The organism is Muriicola marianensis, from assembly GCF_014638095.1.
GTDB lineage: Bacteria > Bacteroidota > Bacteroidia > Flavobacteriales > Flavobacteriaceae > Muriicola > Muriicola marianensis.
The window spans coordinates 412,570-431,866 of the sequence record NZ_BMFH01000002.1; the positions used below are offsets into that span (position 1 = coordinate 412,570).

Consider the following 19,297-nt stretch of genomic DNA (forward strand, 5'->3'; position numbering starts at 1 on the left):
ATTCGGAAAGTAGACGGGGTGCAGGAGATGGAGCATGGTCAGGTCGCTCTAAACTTTATTTTGCTTTACTCTTCTTCCTCCTCTTCCGGATAAAATCAAAGATAAACCAGGCTGCCAGGGCCATGAGGAAATACCGGAAGTAGGAAACGGGTTCCCCTTTTCCATTGACGGTAGTAAAGATCCTGTCCCACCTGGGTTTCCAGTTGGCAATGCCATCATTGAAGTTATCAAAGCTCAGCCAGATAAAGATAGGAGTCCCGACGATGTGGTTTTCAGGAACATAGCCCCAGGTTCTGCTGTCCTCTGAGTGGTCCCTGTTGTCCCCCATCATCCAGTAATAATCCTGTTTAAAGGTATATTCCTCGGCTGCTTCCCCATTGACCAGCACCTGATTCCCGGAAACACTGACAGTGTTGCCTTCGTAATCCCGGATCACCTTTTTGTACAGGGGCAGCACCTTGGGATTCAGGGCTATTGTACTTCCTTTGGCGGGAATATAGATGGGGCCAAAATTATCGTTATTCCATCGGTAATCTGGACTTTGAGGGAAAATGTTATATCCGGGTTCCCCTTTGGGTTCTATGATCTTGACCACCGAATCGATCTGGGAATTTGCGCGGAGCTCTGCCGCCATCTCATCGGTGAGGGTAGCCTGCCGTTCCCGGTCTGTGATCTCCCTCAGGGAAAGACCCAGACCCCGGATCACATCAGTGGGGATACCCCTGCTGTCTGTCAGGATCACAGGGGGGTTGTTCTGCCCGTAGACCGCGAACCCTGCTGATCTGAGCGCCATCATCTGCTGTGGGTTCAATGCCTGGGCTACGTAGGTCCTGTTAAATTCCGTAACGCCCACATCCAGCAACAATCGGGAGGATACCCCGTTCTGAGCGTACAGCATATAATCATACTGAGGTTTGGCCCTGTCAGACAAGACGAGTTGCTCTCCGTTGATGTAGACAAAACCATCCCTGATTTCGAGGGAATCTCCGGGCAGGCCTACACATCGTTTTACGTAATTTGATTTTTTGTCAATGGGCTTGACCACGCCGGCTTCTTTTTTGAAAAACGCCCGTACCGTATCAGCCGGCCAGCTGAAGACCACAATATCATTTCTGTCGACCTTCGTGAATCCCGGAAGCCGGAAATAGGGGAGCTGAGGTTTCTTCAGGTAAGACCTTATCCCAAGCCCGGGCAATGTATCGTGTACCATTGGGGCAGCAATTGTGGTCATAGGCGTCCTTGCTCCGTAATGAAATTTGCTCACAAATAAGAGATCACCGATCCGTAGTGTGCGTTCCAGAGACCCGGTAGGGATCACATAGGGCTGAATAAAATAGGTGTGTACCAACGTCGCCGCCACGACAGCGAAAACAATAGAACTCACCCATTCTCCCGAGCTGCTTTTCGGGTGCAGACTCCTGTCTTTGATATGGGTCACCTCCAGGGCGTAATTGACGTAATAAATATAGAAACCAAGGGAGAGGATGGCCAGCCAGGTGTCTGCAAGGCTATTGCGGCCAAAACTCCTGACGGTCTCCACCCAGATCACCGGGAACATCAGCAGGTTGATGATAGGGATAAATAAAAGTATCACCCACCAGGCGGGCCGGTTGATGATCTTCATCAGAATCACTGCGTTGTAGATGGGAATAGCTGCTTCCCAGGGTTTTCTACCCGCTATCTTATAGAGTTTCCAGGTTCCCAGGAAGTGGATGACCTGAATGAGGAGAATAAAGAGGATCCATTGTGTTACGTCCATTGATGAGGCTATTTTGGCTTTAGGTTGGGCAAGATATCATTTAGTCGTCATTTACCGCCCAGGTTTAACACGTCTTTCATATTAAAAACACCCTGCTTTCCAAGGATCCATTCTGCTGCTACAACTGCCCCAAGAGCAAATCCCTCCCTGCTGAAGGCCTCGTGCCTGATACTAATCTCATCTACCGAACCGGAATAGGTGATCACATGGGTGCCGGGTACCTCGCCTTCCCTGTGAGAGTGAATGGGAACGGTATCCACATTCCCTTTATTCAATTCCCATTGTTTATAATCCGTTTGGGAAATAATGCCCTCAGCCAGGGTAATAGCTGTTCCGCTGGGGGCGTCGAGCTTATGTATGTGGTGCGTTTCATCTATCCTCACTTTGTATTCCCCGGAATTTTGGATCATCCCGGCAAGCATCCTGTTTAGCTCAAAGAAAATATTGACTCCCAGGCTGAAGTTGGAGGCGTACAAAAAAGCACCCTGTACCTTCAGGCAGTGATCTCGGACCTCCCCGAATTTTTCAAGCCATCCTGTAGTGCCGGATACAACAGGGACACCGCCGGAAAGGCAGCCTTTAATATTCGAAACGGCAGATTCCGGTACGCTGAAATCGATGGCAACATCCATGTCGCCATAAGGGATTTCGGTGGAGTTTTCATCTATGCGGGCAACGATCTCGTGACCTCGATTCTGGGCGATCTGTTCGATCATCTTACCCATTTTTCCGTATCCAAACAATCCGATCTTCACGCTTTCAGAATTTTATGATCATGGCCACCCCGTAATTCGGGTCGGAGGTGATGGGGTGGGCTTCGAGATAGGGTTTTATATCCAGGCTGAGGTCCTCATTGACATTGAATTGCTTCAGGTGGGCATCTACGTTCGCGTCAATGATGTTGAAGGCGTAAAGGCCGATAGTGATCAGCAGGGCGAGATCCCTGTCGCGCTGGTATCTTTCCTGGGCGTCCTGCAGGGCCTCATCGGATAGGTCCGGGCTGCCCGGCACGATACCACTGCCGTTCACGTCGTAGAATTCGTCATCGGTAAACCCTGCCCGCCTGCGTTTAAAAGCCGATCGGAACCGATCGTATAAATCGTCATTGTAAACATAAGCGTAGACCCCTGTTCCTATTGCCGCGTACACTATAGGAACCTTCCAGTATCGGCGGTTGTAGATCTGACCCAATCCGGGCAGGATGGCGGAATAAAAGGCTGCCTTGCTGGGAGCAAGGGGATTGACCTCTTGCTTCTCTATGCGGCCGTCTATGACGACCCCTTTATCTTTCAGATTGTTTCTAAGCGAATCTGTTTCAGAATTTTTCCTTTGCGCATGGGTAAGGGCCATACAGGAAAACAGGAAGAGAAAAAAAAAAGACCGCTTATTCACCGGTGATCAATTTAATGATACGGTTCAGTTCTTCCCTTGACTTGAAGGTGATGCTCATCTTGCCTTTCTCATTGTCCTGAGTCTTCAGAGAGACATCTGTTTCCAGGAAGTGTGAAAGGGCGATCTCATTGTTGATGATAAAAAGGGATTTATCTGCCCTTTTTGGACTTGTTTTACCGGACACTTTACCTGTATCGTGGTAATTCCTGACGAGTTCTTCAGTCTGGCGAACAGAAAGGCCGTGCTCAATGATCTGCTCGTAAATCTCGAGCTGATCTGTACGCTTTTCCACGTTGACCAGGGCCCTGCCGTGTCCCATGGTGATAAAACCGTCCCGCATTCCCGTTTGTATGATGGGGTCCAGTCTGAGGAGGCGGAGGTAGTTGGTGATGGTAGATCTTTTTTTCCCGACCCGGTCGCTCAGTTTTTCCTGTGTCAGTTCGATCTCCTCGATCAGTCGCTGATAGGACAGGGCGATCTCAATAGGATCCAGGTCCTCTCGCTGAATATTCTCAACCAATGCCATTTCCAGGGATTCCTGGTCGTTGGCGATCCGAATGTAGGCGGGGATGGTTTCCAGTCCGACCATCTTGGAGGCCCTGTATCGCCTCTCCCCGGAAACGAGTTGGTACTTGTTGAATTCGGTTTTTCTTACCGTGATGGGCTGTATGACTCCCAGTTCCCGGATGGAGGAAGCGAGTTCCTGCAGGGCCTCATCATTGAAGTTCGACCTGGGTTGGAAAGGATTCACTGCGATAGAGTCCAGATCGAGCTCAACGATATTTCCGACCACCTTATCTGCATTCTTATCCGCTACCGAGCGGATATCGTTGTCAGGGTCTTTTAACAGGGCAGATAAACCACGGCCCAGTGCCTGTTTTTTTGTCGCCTTCGCCATTACACTTTCTCTTTGTTCTTTTTGAGAAGCTCGTTGGCCATGTTCAGGTAATTGGCAGCTCCTTTGCTGCTGGCATCGTATTTAATGATGCTTTCCCCATAACTGGGAGCTTCTCCCAATCTCACATTCCGCTGGATGATGGTATCAAATACCATGTCTGAGAAGTGTTTCTTTACTTCTTCCACCACTTGATTGGACAAACGAAGCCGCGCATCGTACATCGTGAGGAGCATCCCCTCTATATCCAGGTCGGGATTGTGAATTCGCTGCACACTTTTGATGGTATTCAGAAGTTTTCCCAGGCCTTCCAGGGCAAAGTATTCGCATTGTATAGGAATGATCACCGAGTCTGCAGCGGTGAGGGCATTCAGGGTAAGAAGGCCGAGGGATGGAGCACAGTCGATCAGGATATAATCGTAGTCGTCCTTCAGTTCCACAATAGCCCGTTTCATCATATACTCCCTGTCATCCTTATCCACCAGCTCTATCTCGATGGCCACGAGGTCGATATGGGCAGGGATGAGATCTACATTGGGGGAGGAGGTTTGAATGATGGTCTCCCTTGCAGAGCAAGAATGTTCGAGCACCTGGTAGGTGCCGAGTTCCACGCTTTCAACCTCAATCCCAAGTCCGGAAGTTGCATTGGCCTGGGGATCTGCATCAATGAGGAGTACTTTTTTTTCCAGTACACCCAGGGAGGCAGCCAGGTTGACCGTGGTGGTGGTTTTTCCAACTCCACCTTTCTGGTTTGCAATAGCAATGATTTTGCCCATCGTCATAGTAAGTTAGGGGTTAAAAATACAATTATTTGAGGAGGGAGAAAATGTATTTTGTTAACAGGAAGTGAATAACTCAGGGTTATCCGGCTCGGTGAGCACCGCCCAATGTTCAATTAAAAATATTTGCCCCAATGTTCAGTCGATCAGGATCTCAAGGATCTGGATGGCGGCATCGCTGATCCGGGTTCCCGGGCCAAAAACGGCCACGGCTCCCGAGTCGAACAGGTACTGGTAGTCCTGTTTGGGGATGACCCCACCAACGATCACCATAATATCGCTTCTTCCGTATTCCCTGAGTGCCTCTATGACCTGGGGTACCAGGGTCTTGTGTCCCCCGGCCAGGGAAGATACGCCTAGAATATGTACGTCGTTTTCCACGGCTTGTTTGGCCGCCTCTGCGGGAGTCTGGAACAGGGGTCCTATATCTACGTCAAAACCGAGGTCGGCATAACCGGTAGCGACTACCTTGGCACCGCGATCGTGTCCGTCCTGACCCATTTTTGCGATCATGATCCGGGGTCTTCGCCCGTCCTGAGCAGCAAAGGCATCTGCCATTGCACGGGCTTTCCGGAAATTCTCGTCGTCCTTGATCTCTTTGGAATACACTCCTGAAAAGGTCTGGATTTTAGCGTTATATCTCTGGAAAACGGTTTCCAGGGCGTTGCTGATCTCACCAAGGGTAGCCCTTTCTCTGGCCGCTTCCACGGCTAAAGCTAACAAATTATGTGCATTTTCACCCTGAGAACCTGATGCTTTCGCCCTTGCTGCTTCGGAGAGTTTATCCAGGGCTTTCGACACTGCATTAGAATCTCTTTTGCCCTTTACCTCATTCAGCCTTTCGATCTGTTGCTTTCTCACCTTGGCGTTGTCCACTTCCAGGATCTGGAGCATTTCTTCCTCCTCCAGCCTGTATTTGTTCACGCCTACAATGATGTCCTGACCACTGTCTATTCGCGCCTGTTTCTTAGCCGCCGCTTCCTCTATCCTCAACTTGGGTATCCCGGCCTCTATGGCCTTGGTCATGCCGCCAAGTTCTTCTACTTCTTCGATCAGTTTCCAGGCTTTCCTGGCCAGAGCGTCTGTGAGGTGTTCCACGTAATAGGAACCCGCCCAGGGATCGACCGTCCTGGTGATCCCGGTCTCTTCCTGCAGGTAGATCTGGGTGTTCCTGGCGATCCTTGCAGAAAAATCAGTCGGCAGGGCAATGGCCTCGTCGAGGGCATTCGTGTGGAGGCTTTGGGTACCCCCGAAAGCGGCCGCGGCTGCCTCTATTGTGGTACGTGCCACGTTGTTGAAAGGATCCTGTTCCGTAAGGCTCCAGCCGCTGGTCTGGCAATGTGTCCTCAGGGCCAGGGACTTGGAATTTTTTGGATTAAACTGACTCACCAGTTTTGCCCAGAGCATACGCCCTGCCCGCAGTTTGGCTATCTCCATGAAATGGTTCATCCCAATGGCCCAGAAGAAGGACAGTCTCGGGGCAAAGGCATCGATATCTAATCCTGCTTTCAGGCCGGTCCGTATGTATTCGAGTCCGTCGGCCAGTGTATAAGCAAGTTCTATGTCGGCCGTAGCCCCGGCTTCGTGCATGTGGTAACCCGAGATACTGATACTGTTGAACCTTGGCATGTATTGGCTGGTATATTCAAAGATATCCGCCACGATCTGCATGGATGGTCCGGGCGGGTAGATATAGGTATTGCGAACCATAAACTCCTTAAGGATATCATTCTGAATAGTACCGGCGAGTTTTTCAGGGGATACACCCTGCTCTTCAGCTGCAACGATATAGAATGCCATGATCGGAAGCACCGCCCCATTCATTGTCATGGACACGGACATCTGGTCGAGGGGTATTCCGTCGAAAAGAATCTTCATGTCTTCTACGCTGTCAATGGCTACACCTGCTTTCCCAACGTCCCCTTGCACACGCTCGTGGTCACTGTCATACCCCCGGTGCGTTGGGAGGTCGAAGGCTACCGAAAGTCCCTTCTGACCTGCCGCCAGGTTCCTGCGGTAAAAAGCATTGCTCTCCTCGGCAGTGGAAAATCCTGCATACTGCCTGATGGTCCAGGGTCTTTGTACGTGCATGGTAGGGTAGGGGCCTCTGAGGTATGGCGGTATACCTGCCCCGAATTCAAGGTGTTCCAGATGGGAAGTATCTTCCTTTCCAAACAGATGGGGAACTTCAATCCCTTCGGCAAATTGGGTTTTACTACCCGACCTGCCCGCATTTTCAGCCCTGTTTGCAAGTTTGATATGACGCAAGTCTTTTCTACTCATGCTCCAATCTTTTTTTCTCCAGGCTTTCTGCCAGCCTTTTTTCCAATATGGGTTCCACCAGGGTTTTCTCAGCTCGTTTTTTGGGGAAGGGGTGTATCTCCAGTTCTCCTTTCATACGGTCATCCGGATTTTTATAGGCGTTGGTCCCTACCAGGACCTGTTCTCCCTTATCAAAACGTTCCTGATCCGCACCTGCCTGTTCCCTGATCTTCTTCTGTATGCTGTGTTTTTTCAGGGCGGAGAGAAAGCCACCAGAAGCTTCTAATTGCATGAAAAGCGCCAGGGCTTTCTCAGCCAATTGCTGCGTCAGGGATTCTATGTAGTAAGCCCCGTCTGCCGGGTTAGAGACTACTCCTAAATAGCTCTCATTTTTAAGGATCAGCAGCTGGTTTCTCCCCATGCGTTCTCCAAATTCGTTCTCCTTGTGATAGAGAGCATCGTATGGCATGTTTATTACGGTATCTGCGCCTCCGTTAACGGCCGCCATGCATTCCATGGTGGTCCTCAGCATGTTCGCGTTGTACTCATATAGGGTTTTATTCCTTCTGGTGGGCTCAGCTATGATATGACACATCTCCGGAGCCCCGAATTCCTTGGCCAGGGTAGCCCAGAGCAGCCGCATGGCCCGCAGTTTAGCGATCTCGAAAAAATAATTGGAATCCACAGCCATCCTGAAAACAGGTTCCGGAATGGTAACCTTCATTGAGTTCGATTCAGCAAATTGCAGATATTCACAAACGTGGGCCAGGGTGTATGCCAGTTGCTGAATCCGGTTCGCACCGGCATTCTGATAAAGGGTGCCATCCACAGACAGGGTATGCATGCCGGGAAGATTCCTTATCACTTCGAAAGTGCTGCTCAGGTCCTCCTCCATGGATTTGTACCAGTTTCCGGTTCGGGCCAGATGACCAATCACATCCCAATGGAGGAAAACAGAACCCTTGGCACGAGCTGGGAGGGAACTGAGTTGCTCTTTTAAAGGAGAGGTGAAAAAAGATACCTCAAGATGAACAGGAACTGTTTTAAGGTCGATACCCTCAAACAGTAGTTTCAGATCTGCTTCCTTCTCAGTGATAAAGTAAAGACTCTCTGCTCCTTTTTCAAGGGCGTTCCTGGCTTTGGCATTTGCAGAACCAATGTCTCCTGCATCAATCGCCTGCCCTATCTTCCATTCCGCTGGGGCAGAAAGCTCCCTGGCGGTCATGTCCTCCAGGTCTTCTGCACTGTAAAAAGGTTTCACCTTGATCTGATCCGGACTATCCCATACCAGAAGTTCATTGTAATCCTTGCCTTTCAGCCCAGCCTGTATCTGCTGTTTCCACTGTTTGGCGGTCACAGGCGGAAAATTGTAAAAACGGGTCTTACTGGTCATCCTCTTTGTTTTTCAGGCTATCCTCATATTCGATGAGGTAGATCTCTTCATCTTTTTTCTTCAGATAATACTTTTCCCTTGCAAATTTTTCCAATTCTTGGGGATCTGAAAGCTTCTCTAAAGTTTTGCGGTCCTTTTCGATCTCGCTTTGCAGGAACTCCTTTTGTTTTTCGAGGTCGTTGATCTGTTTCTGGAGCTCCCGGTGGATCAGCAGGGAATTGGTGTCGAAAAATACCATCCAGATCACAAAGGCGGTCAGCACCACCACATAGAGATTGGTGGCGATGGAGAACCATTTCTTTTTTCTGAGATCCTTCAAGCCCATACCCCGTCAGTGTAATTTATCGTTGATGATGGTCCTTACAATATCCACAGCCACGGTATTGTATTTATTGTTGGGGATGATGATGTCTGCGTATTCCTTGGTCGGTTCTATAAACTGGTCGTGCATAGGCTTTAAGGTAGTCTGGTACCTGCTCAACACCTCTTCCAGGTCGCGCCCCCTTTCATTAATGTCCCTCTTAAGCCTGCGGATAAGCCTTTCATCAGAATCGGCATGGACGTAGATCTTGATGTCGAACATCTTGCGGATCTCAGGATGGGTGAGAATGAGGATGCCTTCCACGATCATCACCTTCCTCGGATGGGTCACTATGACATCACCCGTCCTGTTGTGCTTTGGGAAGGAATAAACCGGCTGGTCGATCGGCTTTCCCTTTCTGAGCTGACCCAGATGTTTTCCCAGCAGCTCGAAGTCGATCGCCCTGGGATGGTCAAAATTGATCTTTGTCCTCTCCTCGTATGACAGATGAGAGAGGTCGTTGTAATAGGAATCCTGTGAGATCACCCCCACTTCTTCCTCAGGTATCTCATTGATGATCTGATTGACGACCGTGGTCTTTCCGCATCCAGTGCCTCCGGCAATCCCAATAATGAGCATGCAGTTTACTTTTGTTCAAAAATAAGGGTTTTCACCTACACTTATCACCTGGCGGATGAAGGATTTTAACCGGCCGTTGTCTTTAAGCAGGCACCCGCAGGAAAACAGTTCCTTCGCTCAGCCCGTTCAGAAAGAATCCCTGGAAAATAGCAAATAATTCGACCCTGAAAGACATCTGAAATTGCAAGGAGAAATAAATTTCCGACCCTTTTTTATTTTACATATCTTGCCTGTGCTACATCGATATAAGAATTTCCACAATATGTCTAAACCGTATAAAGTCACCGTTAACGGGACCTATGAATACGAATTGTCAGAAGGGGATCTCGATTCCCTGGACGTCCTGAAAACCTCCGCATCGGGTTATCATGTGCTGAAGGACAATGTCCCTTTTCCTGTTGAGGTGATCTCGGTCGACTTCAACAGAAAGGTCTACAAAATAAAGGTCAGGAATGATGTGTATGAGGTCAGCCTTCAGAACGAGCTCGACCAGCAGATCGCCCGGATGGGATTCTCCCTGGGGTCGGCTAAAAACATCACCACCATTACCGCTCCCATGCCGGGACTCATCCTCGAGATTAAGACAAGGGAAGGAGAGGAAGTAAAGGAGGATTCTCCTCTGCTCATCCTCGAAGCCATGAAGATGGAGAATGTGATCACCTCCCCGAGAGAAGGGATCATCAAAAATGTATCCGTAAAAGTAGGGGAGACTGTAGACAAGAAACAGTTGCTGATCACCTATGCGTAAAGCAATGCTATTATTATGAAGAAAATACTGGTTGCCAACAGAGGTGAGATCGCCATCAGGGTCATGAAGACGGCCAGGAAAATGAGTATAAAGACCATTGCGGTGTATTCTACTGCCGACCGGCATGCGCCCCATGTGAAATTTGCGGACCAGGCCGTCTGTATAGGCGAAGCCCCTTCCAAGGAATCCTACCTCAATGGAAAGAAGATCATAGAGGAGGCTATCCGTCTCAAAGCGGATGCCATTCACCCCGGATACGGTTTCCTCAGTGAAAACGCTGCCTTTGCCAAGGCCGTGACAGACAGTGGGATCACCTTTATCGGTCCGCGACCCAAAGCCATAGAGATGATGGGAAGCAAACTCGCTGCAAAAGAAGCTGTCAAGAAATATGACATCCCCATGGTCCCCGGAATTGATGAGGCCATTGCCGATGCAGATAAGGCCAAAGTGATCGCGCGGGAGATCGGGTTCCCTATCCTGATCAAAGCTTCTGCCGGGGGAGGAGGGAAAGGAATGAGGATAGTCGAGAAGGAAAAAGACCTGGAATCACAGATGGAAAGGGCCATATCCGAAGCAACTTCGGCCTTTGGTGACGGGTCTGTTTTTATCGAGAAATACGTGAGTTCACCCAGGCATATCGAAATTCAAGTCATGGCAGATGCCCACGGGAATATCCTGTATTTCTTTGAAAGGGAATGCAGTATTCAGAGACGTCACCAGAAGGTTGTGGAGGAAGCACCTTCGGCCATCCTGACTCCCGAATTGAGAAAAGAAATGGGTATAGCGGCAACCAAGGTGGCACGCTCCTGCGACTACCTGGGTGCGGGGACGGTGGAATTCCTCATGGATGCCGACCACAACTTTTACTTCCTGGAAATGAATACCCGACTGCAGGTAGAACACCCTGTAACGGAACTGATTACGGGGGTCGACCTGGTGGAGCTGCAGATACGTGTGGCCAGGGGGGAAGAATTGACCCTGAAACAAGAAGACCTGGCTATTAGAGGTCATGCGTTGGAACTACGGGTCTATGCGGAGGACCCTCTGAACAATTTTTTGCCGAGCGTAGGAATACTCGAGCGATACAGGTTGCCTTCCGGCGAAGGTATACGGGTCGACAATGGGTTTGAGGAAGGGATGGAGATCCCTATCTACTACGACCCTATGCTGGCCAAACTCTGCACCTATGGTAAGAGCAGGCAGGAGGCCATACAGCTCATGATCGAAGCCATCGACCGGTATGAGGTAGAGGGGGTTCAGACCACCCTTCCCTTTGGTCGGTTCGTCTGTGAACACGAAGCTTTCAGGTCAGGTGACTTCGACACCCATTTCGTCAAGGATTACTACGCTCCAGAGGTTTTGCTGCATAAGGAAGAGGAAGAGGCAGGTATTGCGGCTAAGATCGCATTGAAACAGTACCTCGAAGATCAGAAATTATTAAGATTACCAACGTCGTAAAAGATGAGTTCGAATATTGACAAGTTGAATGAAAGCATTGCCCAGGCCAAACTGGGGGGTGGGCAAAAACGCATTGAAAAACAGCACCAGAAAAAAAAGCTGACGGCTCGCGAACGCATCGAATACCTCCTCGATGAAGGTTCCTTTGAAGAAATGGGCATCTTAGTGACCCACAGGACCACCGATTTCGGGATGGACAAGGAGGTCTATTACGGGGATGGGGTGGTTACAGGCTACGGAACTATTCACGGACGCCTGGTATATGTTTATGCCCAGGATTTTACTGTTTTTGGCGGAGCCTTGTCCGAGACCCATGCTGAGAAAATCTGTAAGATCATGGACCTGGCCATGAACGTGGGAGCGCCTGTCATAGGCCTGAATGATTCAGGAGGAGCGAGGATACAGGAAGGAGTGAGGTCCCTCGGAGGGTACGCAGACATCTTTTATCGCAATGTGAAGGCATCCGGAGTCATCCCTCAGCTATCGGCTATTATGGGCCCATGTGCGGGCGGAGCGGTATATTCCCCTGCCATTACCGATTTTACCCTGATGGTGGAGGGGACGAGTTATATGTTTGTGACCGGTCCCAACGTCGTGAAGACCGTGACAAATGAAGAAGTTACCTCTGAGGAACTGGGAGGGGCCAGTGCACACGCGGTCAAGTCGGGCGTAGCTCATAAGACTTCCGCCAATGACGTCGAATGCCTGGAAGATGTGAAAAGCCTCTTGAGTTACCTGCCCCAGAGCCATAAGGAAAAGCCTAAAGACCTGCCTTATCATATAGGGGATGAGTTCAGGGATGTGCTGGAGAAAATCGTGCCTGACAGTCCTAACAAACCCTATGACATGCACGAAGTGATCAAGGGAATTATTGATGAGGAGTCCTTTTATGAGATCCATAAGGAATACGCTGAGAATATTATTGTGGGTTTCGCTCGACTCGGAGGAAGGAGTGTGGGTATCGTGGCTAATCAGCCCATGTTCCTGGCCGGGGTACTGGATGTGAACAGTTCCCGTAAAGCTGCCCGTTTTACCCGTTTCTGTGACAGTTTCAACATTCCCTTGCTCGTTTTGGTAGACGTACCGGGCTTCCTTCCGGGTACGGACCAGGAGTGGAATGGCATCATCGTACACGGAGCCAAGTTGCTCTACGCCCTGAGTGAGGCTACGGTACCCAAGGTGACGGTGATTACCCGAAAGGCCTATGGGGGAGCTTATGACGTGATGAATTCCAAGCATATCGGGGCCGATTTCAACTACGCCTGGCCAACCGCGGAGATCGCTGTTATGGGGGCCAAAGGAGCCAGTGAGATCATCTTCCGGAAGGAGATCAGTGAAGCAAAAGACCCTGCAAAAAAATTAGCAGAGAAAGAGGCTGCCTATGCCGAAAAATTTGCCAATCCTTTCAGGGCAGCAGCGAGGGGATTCATAGACGAGGTGATCCCACCACGAGAAACCCGGCGAAAACTCATTAAAGCATTTAGAATGCTGGAGAAAAAGGACGTGTCCATGCCTCCCAAGAAGCACGGAAATATTCCCCTGTAGTACCTCCTCAGAAGGGATTCAGCTCGGGAGATAGACGACACCGGAAGAGGAATCCCGACGGGCACCCGTGACTGAACTCAGCACGTTGATCTCCTGTTCGATCCGAAGTACACCCATAAAGGCAAAAACGAGGGCTTCCTTGAATTCAATCAACTGAGGAGATGGGATTTCCAGGCTGATATCATCCCCTGCTTTTTCCTGCAACACTTCGGTGAGATAGGTGTTCAGTGCCCCACCTCCTGTTACCAGAAGGGTTTTCTTACCCTTAGAACTGAGTTTTCGAACTACCTGGCCGATCTGTCCACAGATGTGATGCACGGCCGTATGCAACAGGGATTCCAGAGGGGCCTCTGTCGCGTCCACAAGCGGGGCTACCTCGGTAGTGAACCATTCGTAACCGGTCGACTTAGGATAGGGTTTTTTGTAATACGCCAGATTGTCGAGTGATTTGAGGAGGGAAGGGATTATCTCGCCTTTCCGTGCCCTTGCCCCACCTTTGTCGTACGGGATGTCTTCTTTGGAGGTAATATGATTCAGCAACATGTTGGCCACTCCTATATCAAAAGCGATCCTTTTCCCATCACGGTGGAAAGAAATATTGCTGATCCCACCCAGGTTGAGGCAAAAATCGTAGGAGGCAAAGAGAAAATGATCTCCTACAGGCACCAGGGGAGCTCCCTGCCCGCCCAGGGCCACATCATTGGTGCGAAAATCGCATACGGTTCGGATGCCGCTGGCATTGGCAAGGTGTTGTCCGGAGCCCAGCTGAAAGGTCATGCCGTTCTCGGGCTGATGGTGGACCGTATGACCGTGGCTGGAAATGAAGTCGACCTCCAGGCCTTCCTCTTCTTTAAATCGTTTGGATTGCTCACCCAGCCAGGTACCATAGTCGTTGTGCAGACGGAACAGCTGGTCTGCCGGCAAATCTATGGCTGATTTCAGTTTTCCATATCTCGTCTTGTCATAGGAAATGCTGCGGGTAGCCTTGATCTCGTACTCCCATCGCGTCAGGTTCTTCCGGATATGGCAGTAGGCCAGGTCCAGGGCATCCAGGGAGGTGCCCGACATCAGGCCGATGACTTTATACGTCTTCATAGGCATGTGTTATAATGTGACAGGCAGAACGCCAGTCGCCTTAAACTGACCAAGAAAATGTTGGGCGGCGACCTCTTCGAATCCTTCCAGCTCCTGGTAAGCAATGACGACTGTCCTGATCTTCTCCAGGGCCAGATGATTCAGAAAATAAGGGTTGCCGAACAAATATACGATCACCTCGTAATTATCCGCCAGCTGATGGATCAATTCTATAGTTTCATCCTGAAGTCCGAACAGATCCCGGGGCTTGGCCTTGGGGAGGAAAACCGAGAGCAGGACACGGGATGTACTCCCAATCCGTTTTTGCAGGCTTTCCAGATCCATTCCTTCCTTTAAAATCAGGGAGTTTTCCTTTTTTAGGCCTAATTTCCTGTGGAATTCTCTCCCTTTTTTATTGCCGACGGAAAGGCTGAAATATCCTTTTTCACGGAACTCCCCAAATGTTTCTTGTTCGCCTTTGTACAATGTCAGGCTGTTTCTCGCTACCATTTTGTTGTAGCCAAGAGGTTTACTCAGGCCGGATTCAACGGTTCCCGTCATTTGAAAAGCCCTCTCCTTCAGGCCCCATACCCGTTTGAAGCTCTGTTCGATCCTTTCCGGGGTAGCATGTTCCAGTATCTTCTCAATACCTTCCTCCGGATGTTCCGTAAAGCACAAAACATCGGTGCCCGCGTCAAAGGCGGTCCATTCCAACGTCCCCTTTTCGGGAAAAGCCATGGATACACTGTGCATATTGAGGGCATCAGAGACCACGGGTCCCTCGAATTCCAGGGTCTTTCTCAGCAGGCCGTCAATGATCTCTTTGGATATGGAAGCGGATTCAGACCTGCCCTGGGTGATTGCCGGAACCGCGATGTGTCCCACCATGACCGCATCAACCCCATTCCTGATCAGGGCCCGAAATGGAACGAGTTCCTCTGCCATTAGATCCTCTGATGATTTTTGTAGAACAGGCAGGGTCAGGTGTGAGTCGGTCGCGGTGTCTCCATGCCCCGGAAAGTGTTTGGCACAACTGAGGATACCGGCGTCCTGCAGACCCCTGCTAAAAGCGGCGGCGTTCATGCTTACCTTTTCTTTATTCCCTCCGAAAGAGCGGTACCCGATGACCGGATTGTCAGGATTACTGTTGATATCTGCCACAGGAGCAAAATTCCAGTGGATCCCTGCGGCCCTGCAATCCTGCCCTATCTTTTTGGCGACCTCATAAACCAGGAAGGGATCGTCAGCAGCACCGAGGGTCAGGGCGTAGGGATATTGGGGGGTTTCCTCGATTCTCATGGCCAGGCCCCATTCTGCATCTATGCTGATCAATAACGGGTATGCAGCAGCTTCTTGATACCTGTGGATCAGGGTCTTGAGCAGGTTATAGCTCTTCTCATTGTAAACGACTTTTTTCCTGCCTTCAAAATTTGTAGCAGCGCTGGCCCTGCTGTGGAAAAAACATATACCTCCCACGACTCCCTTCCGGATCAGTGATTCCAGCTTCCTGATCTCTTCTTCAGTGTCATTGATAAATGCTGCCGGCATAAAACACTGTCCTGCTTTTTCCCTGAGAGAAAGCAGGTGGGTTGCCTCTGTATAAGGGACGATGGACCTTTCAGGAGTCTCTTTTCTTGCCATAGTCCGGGGGATATTGAATATATTTCAGTAATAGTAGAGAGGGTAGGGCGGCCAGGACCACCCAAACAAAGAACCCTTCATATCCAAGCCATTCCTGCATGTATCCGCTGACCAGGCCGGGCACCATCATTCCCAGAGCCATAAAACCCGTGGCAATGGCATAATGGGAGGTTTTGGAGATCCCTTCGGCCAGGTAGATGAGATAGACCATAAACCCGGCGATCGCAAAACCATAGCCAAATTGTTCGAGGACCACCGTGGTAATGACGGCTGCGAGGTGATCCGATCCGGTAATGGCAAGGAGAGCATAAAAGGCGTTCGGGATATTTAGTGTGAGTACCATGGGGAAGAACCAGCGTTTTAAGCCGTGCCTCGAGATCAGAACTCCCCCGAGGATTCCTCCTGCGGTAAGCATGATTACACCTATAGTGCCGTATATGGTGCCCACCTCAGCCGTACTGTATCCGAGTCCGCCTGCCTCAGGCGCATCCAGTAGAAACGGGGCAGCCATTTTGACCAGCTGGGACTCACCCAGCCGAAAAAACAAGATGAATGCCAGGGCGGTACCAATCCCTGATTTCTTAAAAAAGGAGGAGAATACCTCCCAAAAACTGCCCGGTTTATCTAGGGTTATGGACTCGGAAGATTCGTATTTAGGACATAAAAGGGCATTGGTAAGCGTAAGGAGCAGCATTATGCAGGCTGTGACGATCATGGTTACGGACCATGCCTTGTCACTCTGGCCGTAGTGGTTTTCCAGAAATCCTGCCAGTATCACCAGCAGGCCCTGGCCGGTGACCATGGACAGCCTGTAGAAGGTACTCCTGACCCCTACAAAAAAAGATTGTTTCTCCTCGGTCAGGCCGATCATATAATACCCATCAGAAGCGATATCATTAGTGGCTGAGGCAAAAGAAGCCATCCAGAAACACGCAAGGGTGGTCACGAAAAACATATTGGTGGGCAGGAAGAGACCTATGGCCAGGAAAGAAAGGGAAATCAGGAGTTGCATACCCAGGAACCAGTTTCGCTTTGTGCCGATCAGGTCTAAAAACGGACTCCACAATGGTTTGATCACCCAGGGCAGGTAGAGCCAACTCGTGTACAGCCCGATATCGGCGTTGCTGATCCCCAGCTTTTTGTACATGATCACGGAGACGGTGACCACCATCACATAAGGCAAACCCTGAGTAAAGTAAAGCGTTGGAATCCAGGCCCAGGCCCTTTTGTTCTTTTGTATCATGCCGGTAAATCCGTCCTAAAAGTAAGCAAATTACCCAGTAAAGAAAGTTCCCGACCTGAAATTGATGACAGATCGGGAACTGAGCTACGGTTTATTGTTTTTACATGAAATGATACCGGACAAAACCTTCCATGGCTTCGTATTCGGCCATTCCCAGGGCGTTGTATTTCCTGGCTGTTTCCTTGTTCCGCTGTTCGGCCCTTTGCCAGAATTCCCTCTCGTCATTTCCAGGGAACATGGCACTGTCCTTTTGGGACTGGTGTTTAAAAATGGCGTTCTTTTTTCTTTGCATATCGGCCGGACCTATAGGGATGGCCATTTCCATATCTGCAATATCCCATTCCTGCCAGGCTCCGCGGTACAGCCAAACGTAGCAGTCCTTTATCCAGGAGGCCTTTTCCTTCACCAACCGGTCCAGGGCGCGATAGATGATGTTCAGACAGACCCTGTGCGTTCCGTGTGGGTCCGAGAGGTCACCCGCAGCAAAGATCTGATGGGGCCTGATCTTCTTCAACAGTTCATAGGTTTGCTGTATATCTGCTTCGGAATAAGGTTTTTTCTTTACCGTGCCGGTCTCGTAAAAAGGCAGGTTCTGGAAGTGGGCATTCTCTTCTTTGACCCCGCAGTACCGACAGGCGGCGAGCGCTTCTCCTTTTCGGATCAGGCCCTTGAGCTGCTGGATCAATGGGCTGTCTACCTGACCCGGGGTTTTCTTGTCGAGAAAAGCCCGCACCTCCACAACTTGTTGCTGCAATTCCTTATCGTCTTTCTGGATATCCCTGGCAAAGTCGAGGAACCGGATCACTTCATCGTCGAACACGGCTATATTCCCCGAGGTCTGATAAGCCACATGAACCTCATGTCCCTGATCTACAAGCCTGAGTAAGGTGCCACCCATGGAGATGACGTCATCGTCAGGGTGTGGGCTGAAGATAAGAGAGGTTTTGGGATATGGATCCTTCCTTTCGGGTCTTTTGCTGTCATCGGCATTGGGTTTTCCGCCGGGCCAGCCGGTAATGGTTCGCTGCAGCTGGTTAAAGACGATGAGGTTGATGTGTTCGGCCGAACCGATCTCAGCGATGAGGTTACCCATTCCGTGTTCGTTGTAATCCTCATTGGTCAGTTTTAGGATGGCCTTATTTAATTTGCCAGACAGCCAGATAGCTGCTTTTTTGATCAGTTTCTCATCCCACTGACATTCGCTGACCAGCCAGGGGGTTGCTACGCGGGTCAGGGCAGAAGCCGCAGCCTCATCCAGGATGAAGTCACAGTTCGAGTGGTGCTGGAGGAAGGTGGCCGGGACGGATTCCTTGATGGGGCCTTCCACGGCTTTTGCAATGACCTCCGATTTTCCTTCACCCCAGGCCATCAGGATGATGCGCTTGGCAGACAGGATGGTGCCGACTCCCATGGTGATGGCACGTTTCGGTACATTCTCCAATCCGAAAAAGTCGCTCGCAGCGTCCAGTTTTGTGACCCTGTCTAGCCTGACGAGCCTGGTCTTGCTGACCAGGGTAGATCCGGGCTCGTTAAATCCTATATGTCCTGTGCGACCGATTCCCAGGACCTGTATGTCTATACCTCCTGATTTGAGGATCTTTTGTTCATAGGCCTGGCAGTAATCCCGTACATCTTCCTTTTCAAGGGAACCGTCCGGGATATGGATGTTCTCCTTGCGGATGTCGATGTGATCAAAGAGGTGTTCTCTCATAAACCTCACATAGCTGTGGATAGAATCGGGTTGCATGGGGAAATACTCATCCAGGTTGAAGGTGATTACATTCTTGAAACTCAGACCTTCTTCCTTGTGAAATTTAACCAGGTATTCGTAAACCTTGGTGGGAGTAGACCCGGTGGCCAGACCGAGCACTACCTTTTTACCGCTTTTTTGCCGCTGACGGATGAGGTCGGCGATCTCATTGGCCACGTAGAACGAAGCTTCATCAGAATTGTCGTGGATCTTCGTTCTGATCCTTTCAAACTTTCTCGACTCGTCGTCTGTGGGGAAGGCTCCTGTTTCAGAAGCCAGGGGGGAGGTGATCATAGTACATGTTGTTAGATTAACTGGACAAAAATAAGAAATAAAATCGACACTTGCAGTTTTTTGCAAGAAAAAGTGCAATAGTATGCACTTAAATACGTAAATTAGCAATGTTAAGCAGATAAAA

Annotated in this window: 16 protein-coding genes; 3 read left to right on the forward strand and 13 right to left on the reverse strand. The window is 50.0% G+C overall.

The annotated features are described in order from the left end of the window. Positions 1-55: 55 nt before the first annotated feature. The 9 genes from lepB to udk form a co-directional block, all read right to left on the reverse strand. Complete coding sequence (gene lepB, locus IEV19_RS12820; RefSeq protein ID WP_188371130.1) at positions 56-1,759, reverse strand: signal peptidase I; 1,704 nt, start codon at positions 1,757-1,759, stop codon at positions 56-58. Between the two features lie 47 nt (positions 1,760-1,806). Beyond that, positions 1,807-2,514, reverse strand: a complete 708-nt coding sequence (gene dapB, locus IEV19_RS12825) for a 4-hydroxy-tetrahydrodipicolinate reductase (RefSeq protein WP_188371131.1) — start codon at positions 2,512-2,514, stop codon at positions 1,807-1,809. 4 nt (positions 2,515-2,518) lie between these two features. After that, entirely contained in the window at positions 2,519-3,151 is a 633-nt protein-coding gene (locus IEV19_RS12830; RefSeq protein ID WP_229732602.1) for a DUF5683 domain-containing protein, read from the reverse strand. After that, positions 3,144-4,049, reverse strand: a complete 906-nt coding sequence (locus IEV19_RS12835; protein WP_188371132.1) for a ParB/RepB/Spo0J family partition protein — start codon at positions 4,047-4,049, stop codon at positions 3,144-3,146. Before IEV19_RS12835 ends, IEV19_RS12830 begins: the two co-directional genes overlap by 8 nt. Further along, positions 4,049-4,822, reverse strand: a complete 774-nt coding sequence (locus IEV19_RS12840) for a ParA family protein (RefSeq protein WP_188371133.1) — start codon at positions 4,820-4,822, stop codon at positions 4,049-4,051. The genes IEV19_RS12835 and IEV19_RS12840 overlap by 1 nt, the downstream gene beginning before the upstream one ends. A 141-nt stretch (positions 4,823-4,963) precedes the next feature. Then, positions 4,964-7,108 (reverse strand): methylmalonyl-CoA mutase, encoded by a 2,145-nt coding sequence (gene scpA, locus IEV19_RS12845; protein ID WP_188371134.1) that lies wholly within the window; start codon positions 7,106-7,108, stop codon positions 4,964-4,966. After that, positions 7,101-8,480 carry a methylmalonyl-CoA mutase subunit beta gene (locus IEV19_RS12850; RefSeq protein ID WP_188371135.1) on the reverse strand — a complete coding sequence of 460 codons (1,380 nt, stop codon included), beginning with the start codon at positions 8,478-8,480 and terminating at the stop codon, positions 7,101-7,103. Before IEV19_RS12850 ends, scpA begins: the two co-directional genes overlap by 8 nt. Continuing rightward, positions 8,470-8,805, reverse strand: a complete 336-nt coding sequence (locus IEV19_RS12855; RefSeq protein ID WP_188371136.1) for an FtsB family cell division protein — start codon at positions 8,803-8,805, stop codon at positions 8,470-8,472. Before IEV19_RS12855 ends, IEV19_RS12850 begins: the two co-directional genes overlap by 11 nt. 6 nt (positions 8,806-8,811) lie before the next feature. Next, a complete protein-coding gene (gene udk / locus IEV19_RS12860) occupies positions 8,812-9,420 on the reverse strand; it encodes a uridine kinase (RefSeq protein WP_188371137.1) in 609 nt (202 codons plus the stop codon). Positions 9,421-9,682: 262 nt separating this feature from the next. Here udk and IEV19_RS12865 point away from each other — a divergent pair, with 262 nt between their 5' ends. The 3 genes from IEV19_RS12865 to IEV19_RS12875 are packed head-to-tail and all read left to right on the forward strand — an operon-like array spanning position 9,683 to position 13,171. Then, positions 9,683-10,168 carry an acyl-CoA carboxylase biotin carboxyl carrier protein subunit gene (locus IEV19_RS12865; protein ID WP_188371138.1) on the forward strand — a complete coding sequence of 162 codons (486 nt, stop codon included), beginning with the start codon at positions 9,683-9,685 and terminating at the stop codon, positions 10,166-10,168. Positions 10,169-10,183: 15 nt separating this feature from the next. Continuing rightward, positions 10,184-11,626 (forward strand): acetyl-CoA carboxylase biotin carboxylase subunit, encoded by a 1,443-nt coding sequence (locus IEV19_RS12870; RefSeq protein WP_188371139.1) that lies wholly within the window; start codon positions 10,184-10,186, stop codon positions 11,624-11,626. A gap of 3 nt (positions 11,627-11,629) precedes the next feature. Next, complete coding sequence (locus IEV19_RS12875) at positions 11,630-13,171, forward strand: acyl-CoA carboxylase subunit beta (RefSeq protein ID WP_188371140.1); 1,542 nt, start codon at positions 11,630-11,632, stop codon at positions 13,169-13,171. Between the two features lie 18 nt (positions 13,172-13,189). On the opposite strand, the gene IEV19_RS12880 is transcribed toward IEV19_RS12875, so the two are convergent. From IEV19_RS12880 to nagB, 4 genes are all read right to left on the reverse strand, one after another. Beyond that, positions 13,190-14,266: an anhydro-N-acetylmuramic acid kinase gene (locus IEV19_RS12880; RefSeq protein ID WP_188371141.1), complete on the reverse strand. Its 1,077-nt coding sequence runs from the start codon at positions 14,264-14,266 to the stop codon at positions 13,190-13,192. A 9-nt stretch (positions 14,267-14,275) separates the two neighbouring features. After that, positions 14,276-15,886, reverse strand: coding sequence for a glycoside hydrolase family 3 protein (locus tag IEV19_RS12885; protein WP_188371142.1), 1,611 nt, complete (start codon positions 15,884-15,886; stop codon positions 14,276-14,278). Further along, a complete protein-coding gene (locus IEV19_RS12890; RefSeq protein WP_188371143.1) occupies positions 15,864-17,129 on the reverse strand; it encodes an MFS transporter in 1,266 nt (421 codons plus the stop codon). Before IEV19_RS12890 ends, IEV19_RS12885 begins: the two co-directional genes overlap by 23 nt. A gap of 100 nt (positions 17,130-17,229) precedes the next feature. Beyond that, positions 17,230-19,173: a glucosamine-6-phosphate deaminase gene (nagB, locus tag IEV19_RS12895; protein WP_188371144.1), complete on the reverse strand. Its 1,944-nt coding sequence runs from the start codon at positions 19,171-19,173 to the stop codon at positions 17,230-17,232. Between the last annotated feature and the right edge of the window lie 124 nt (positions 19,174-19,297).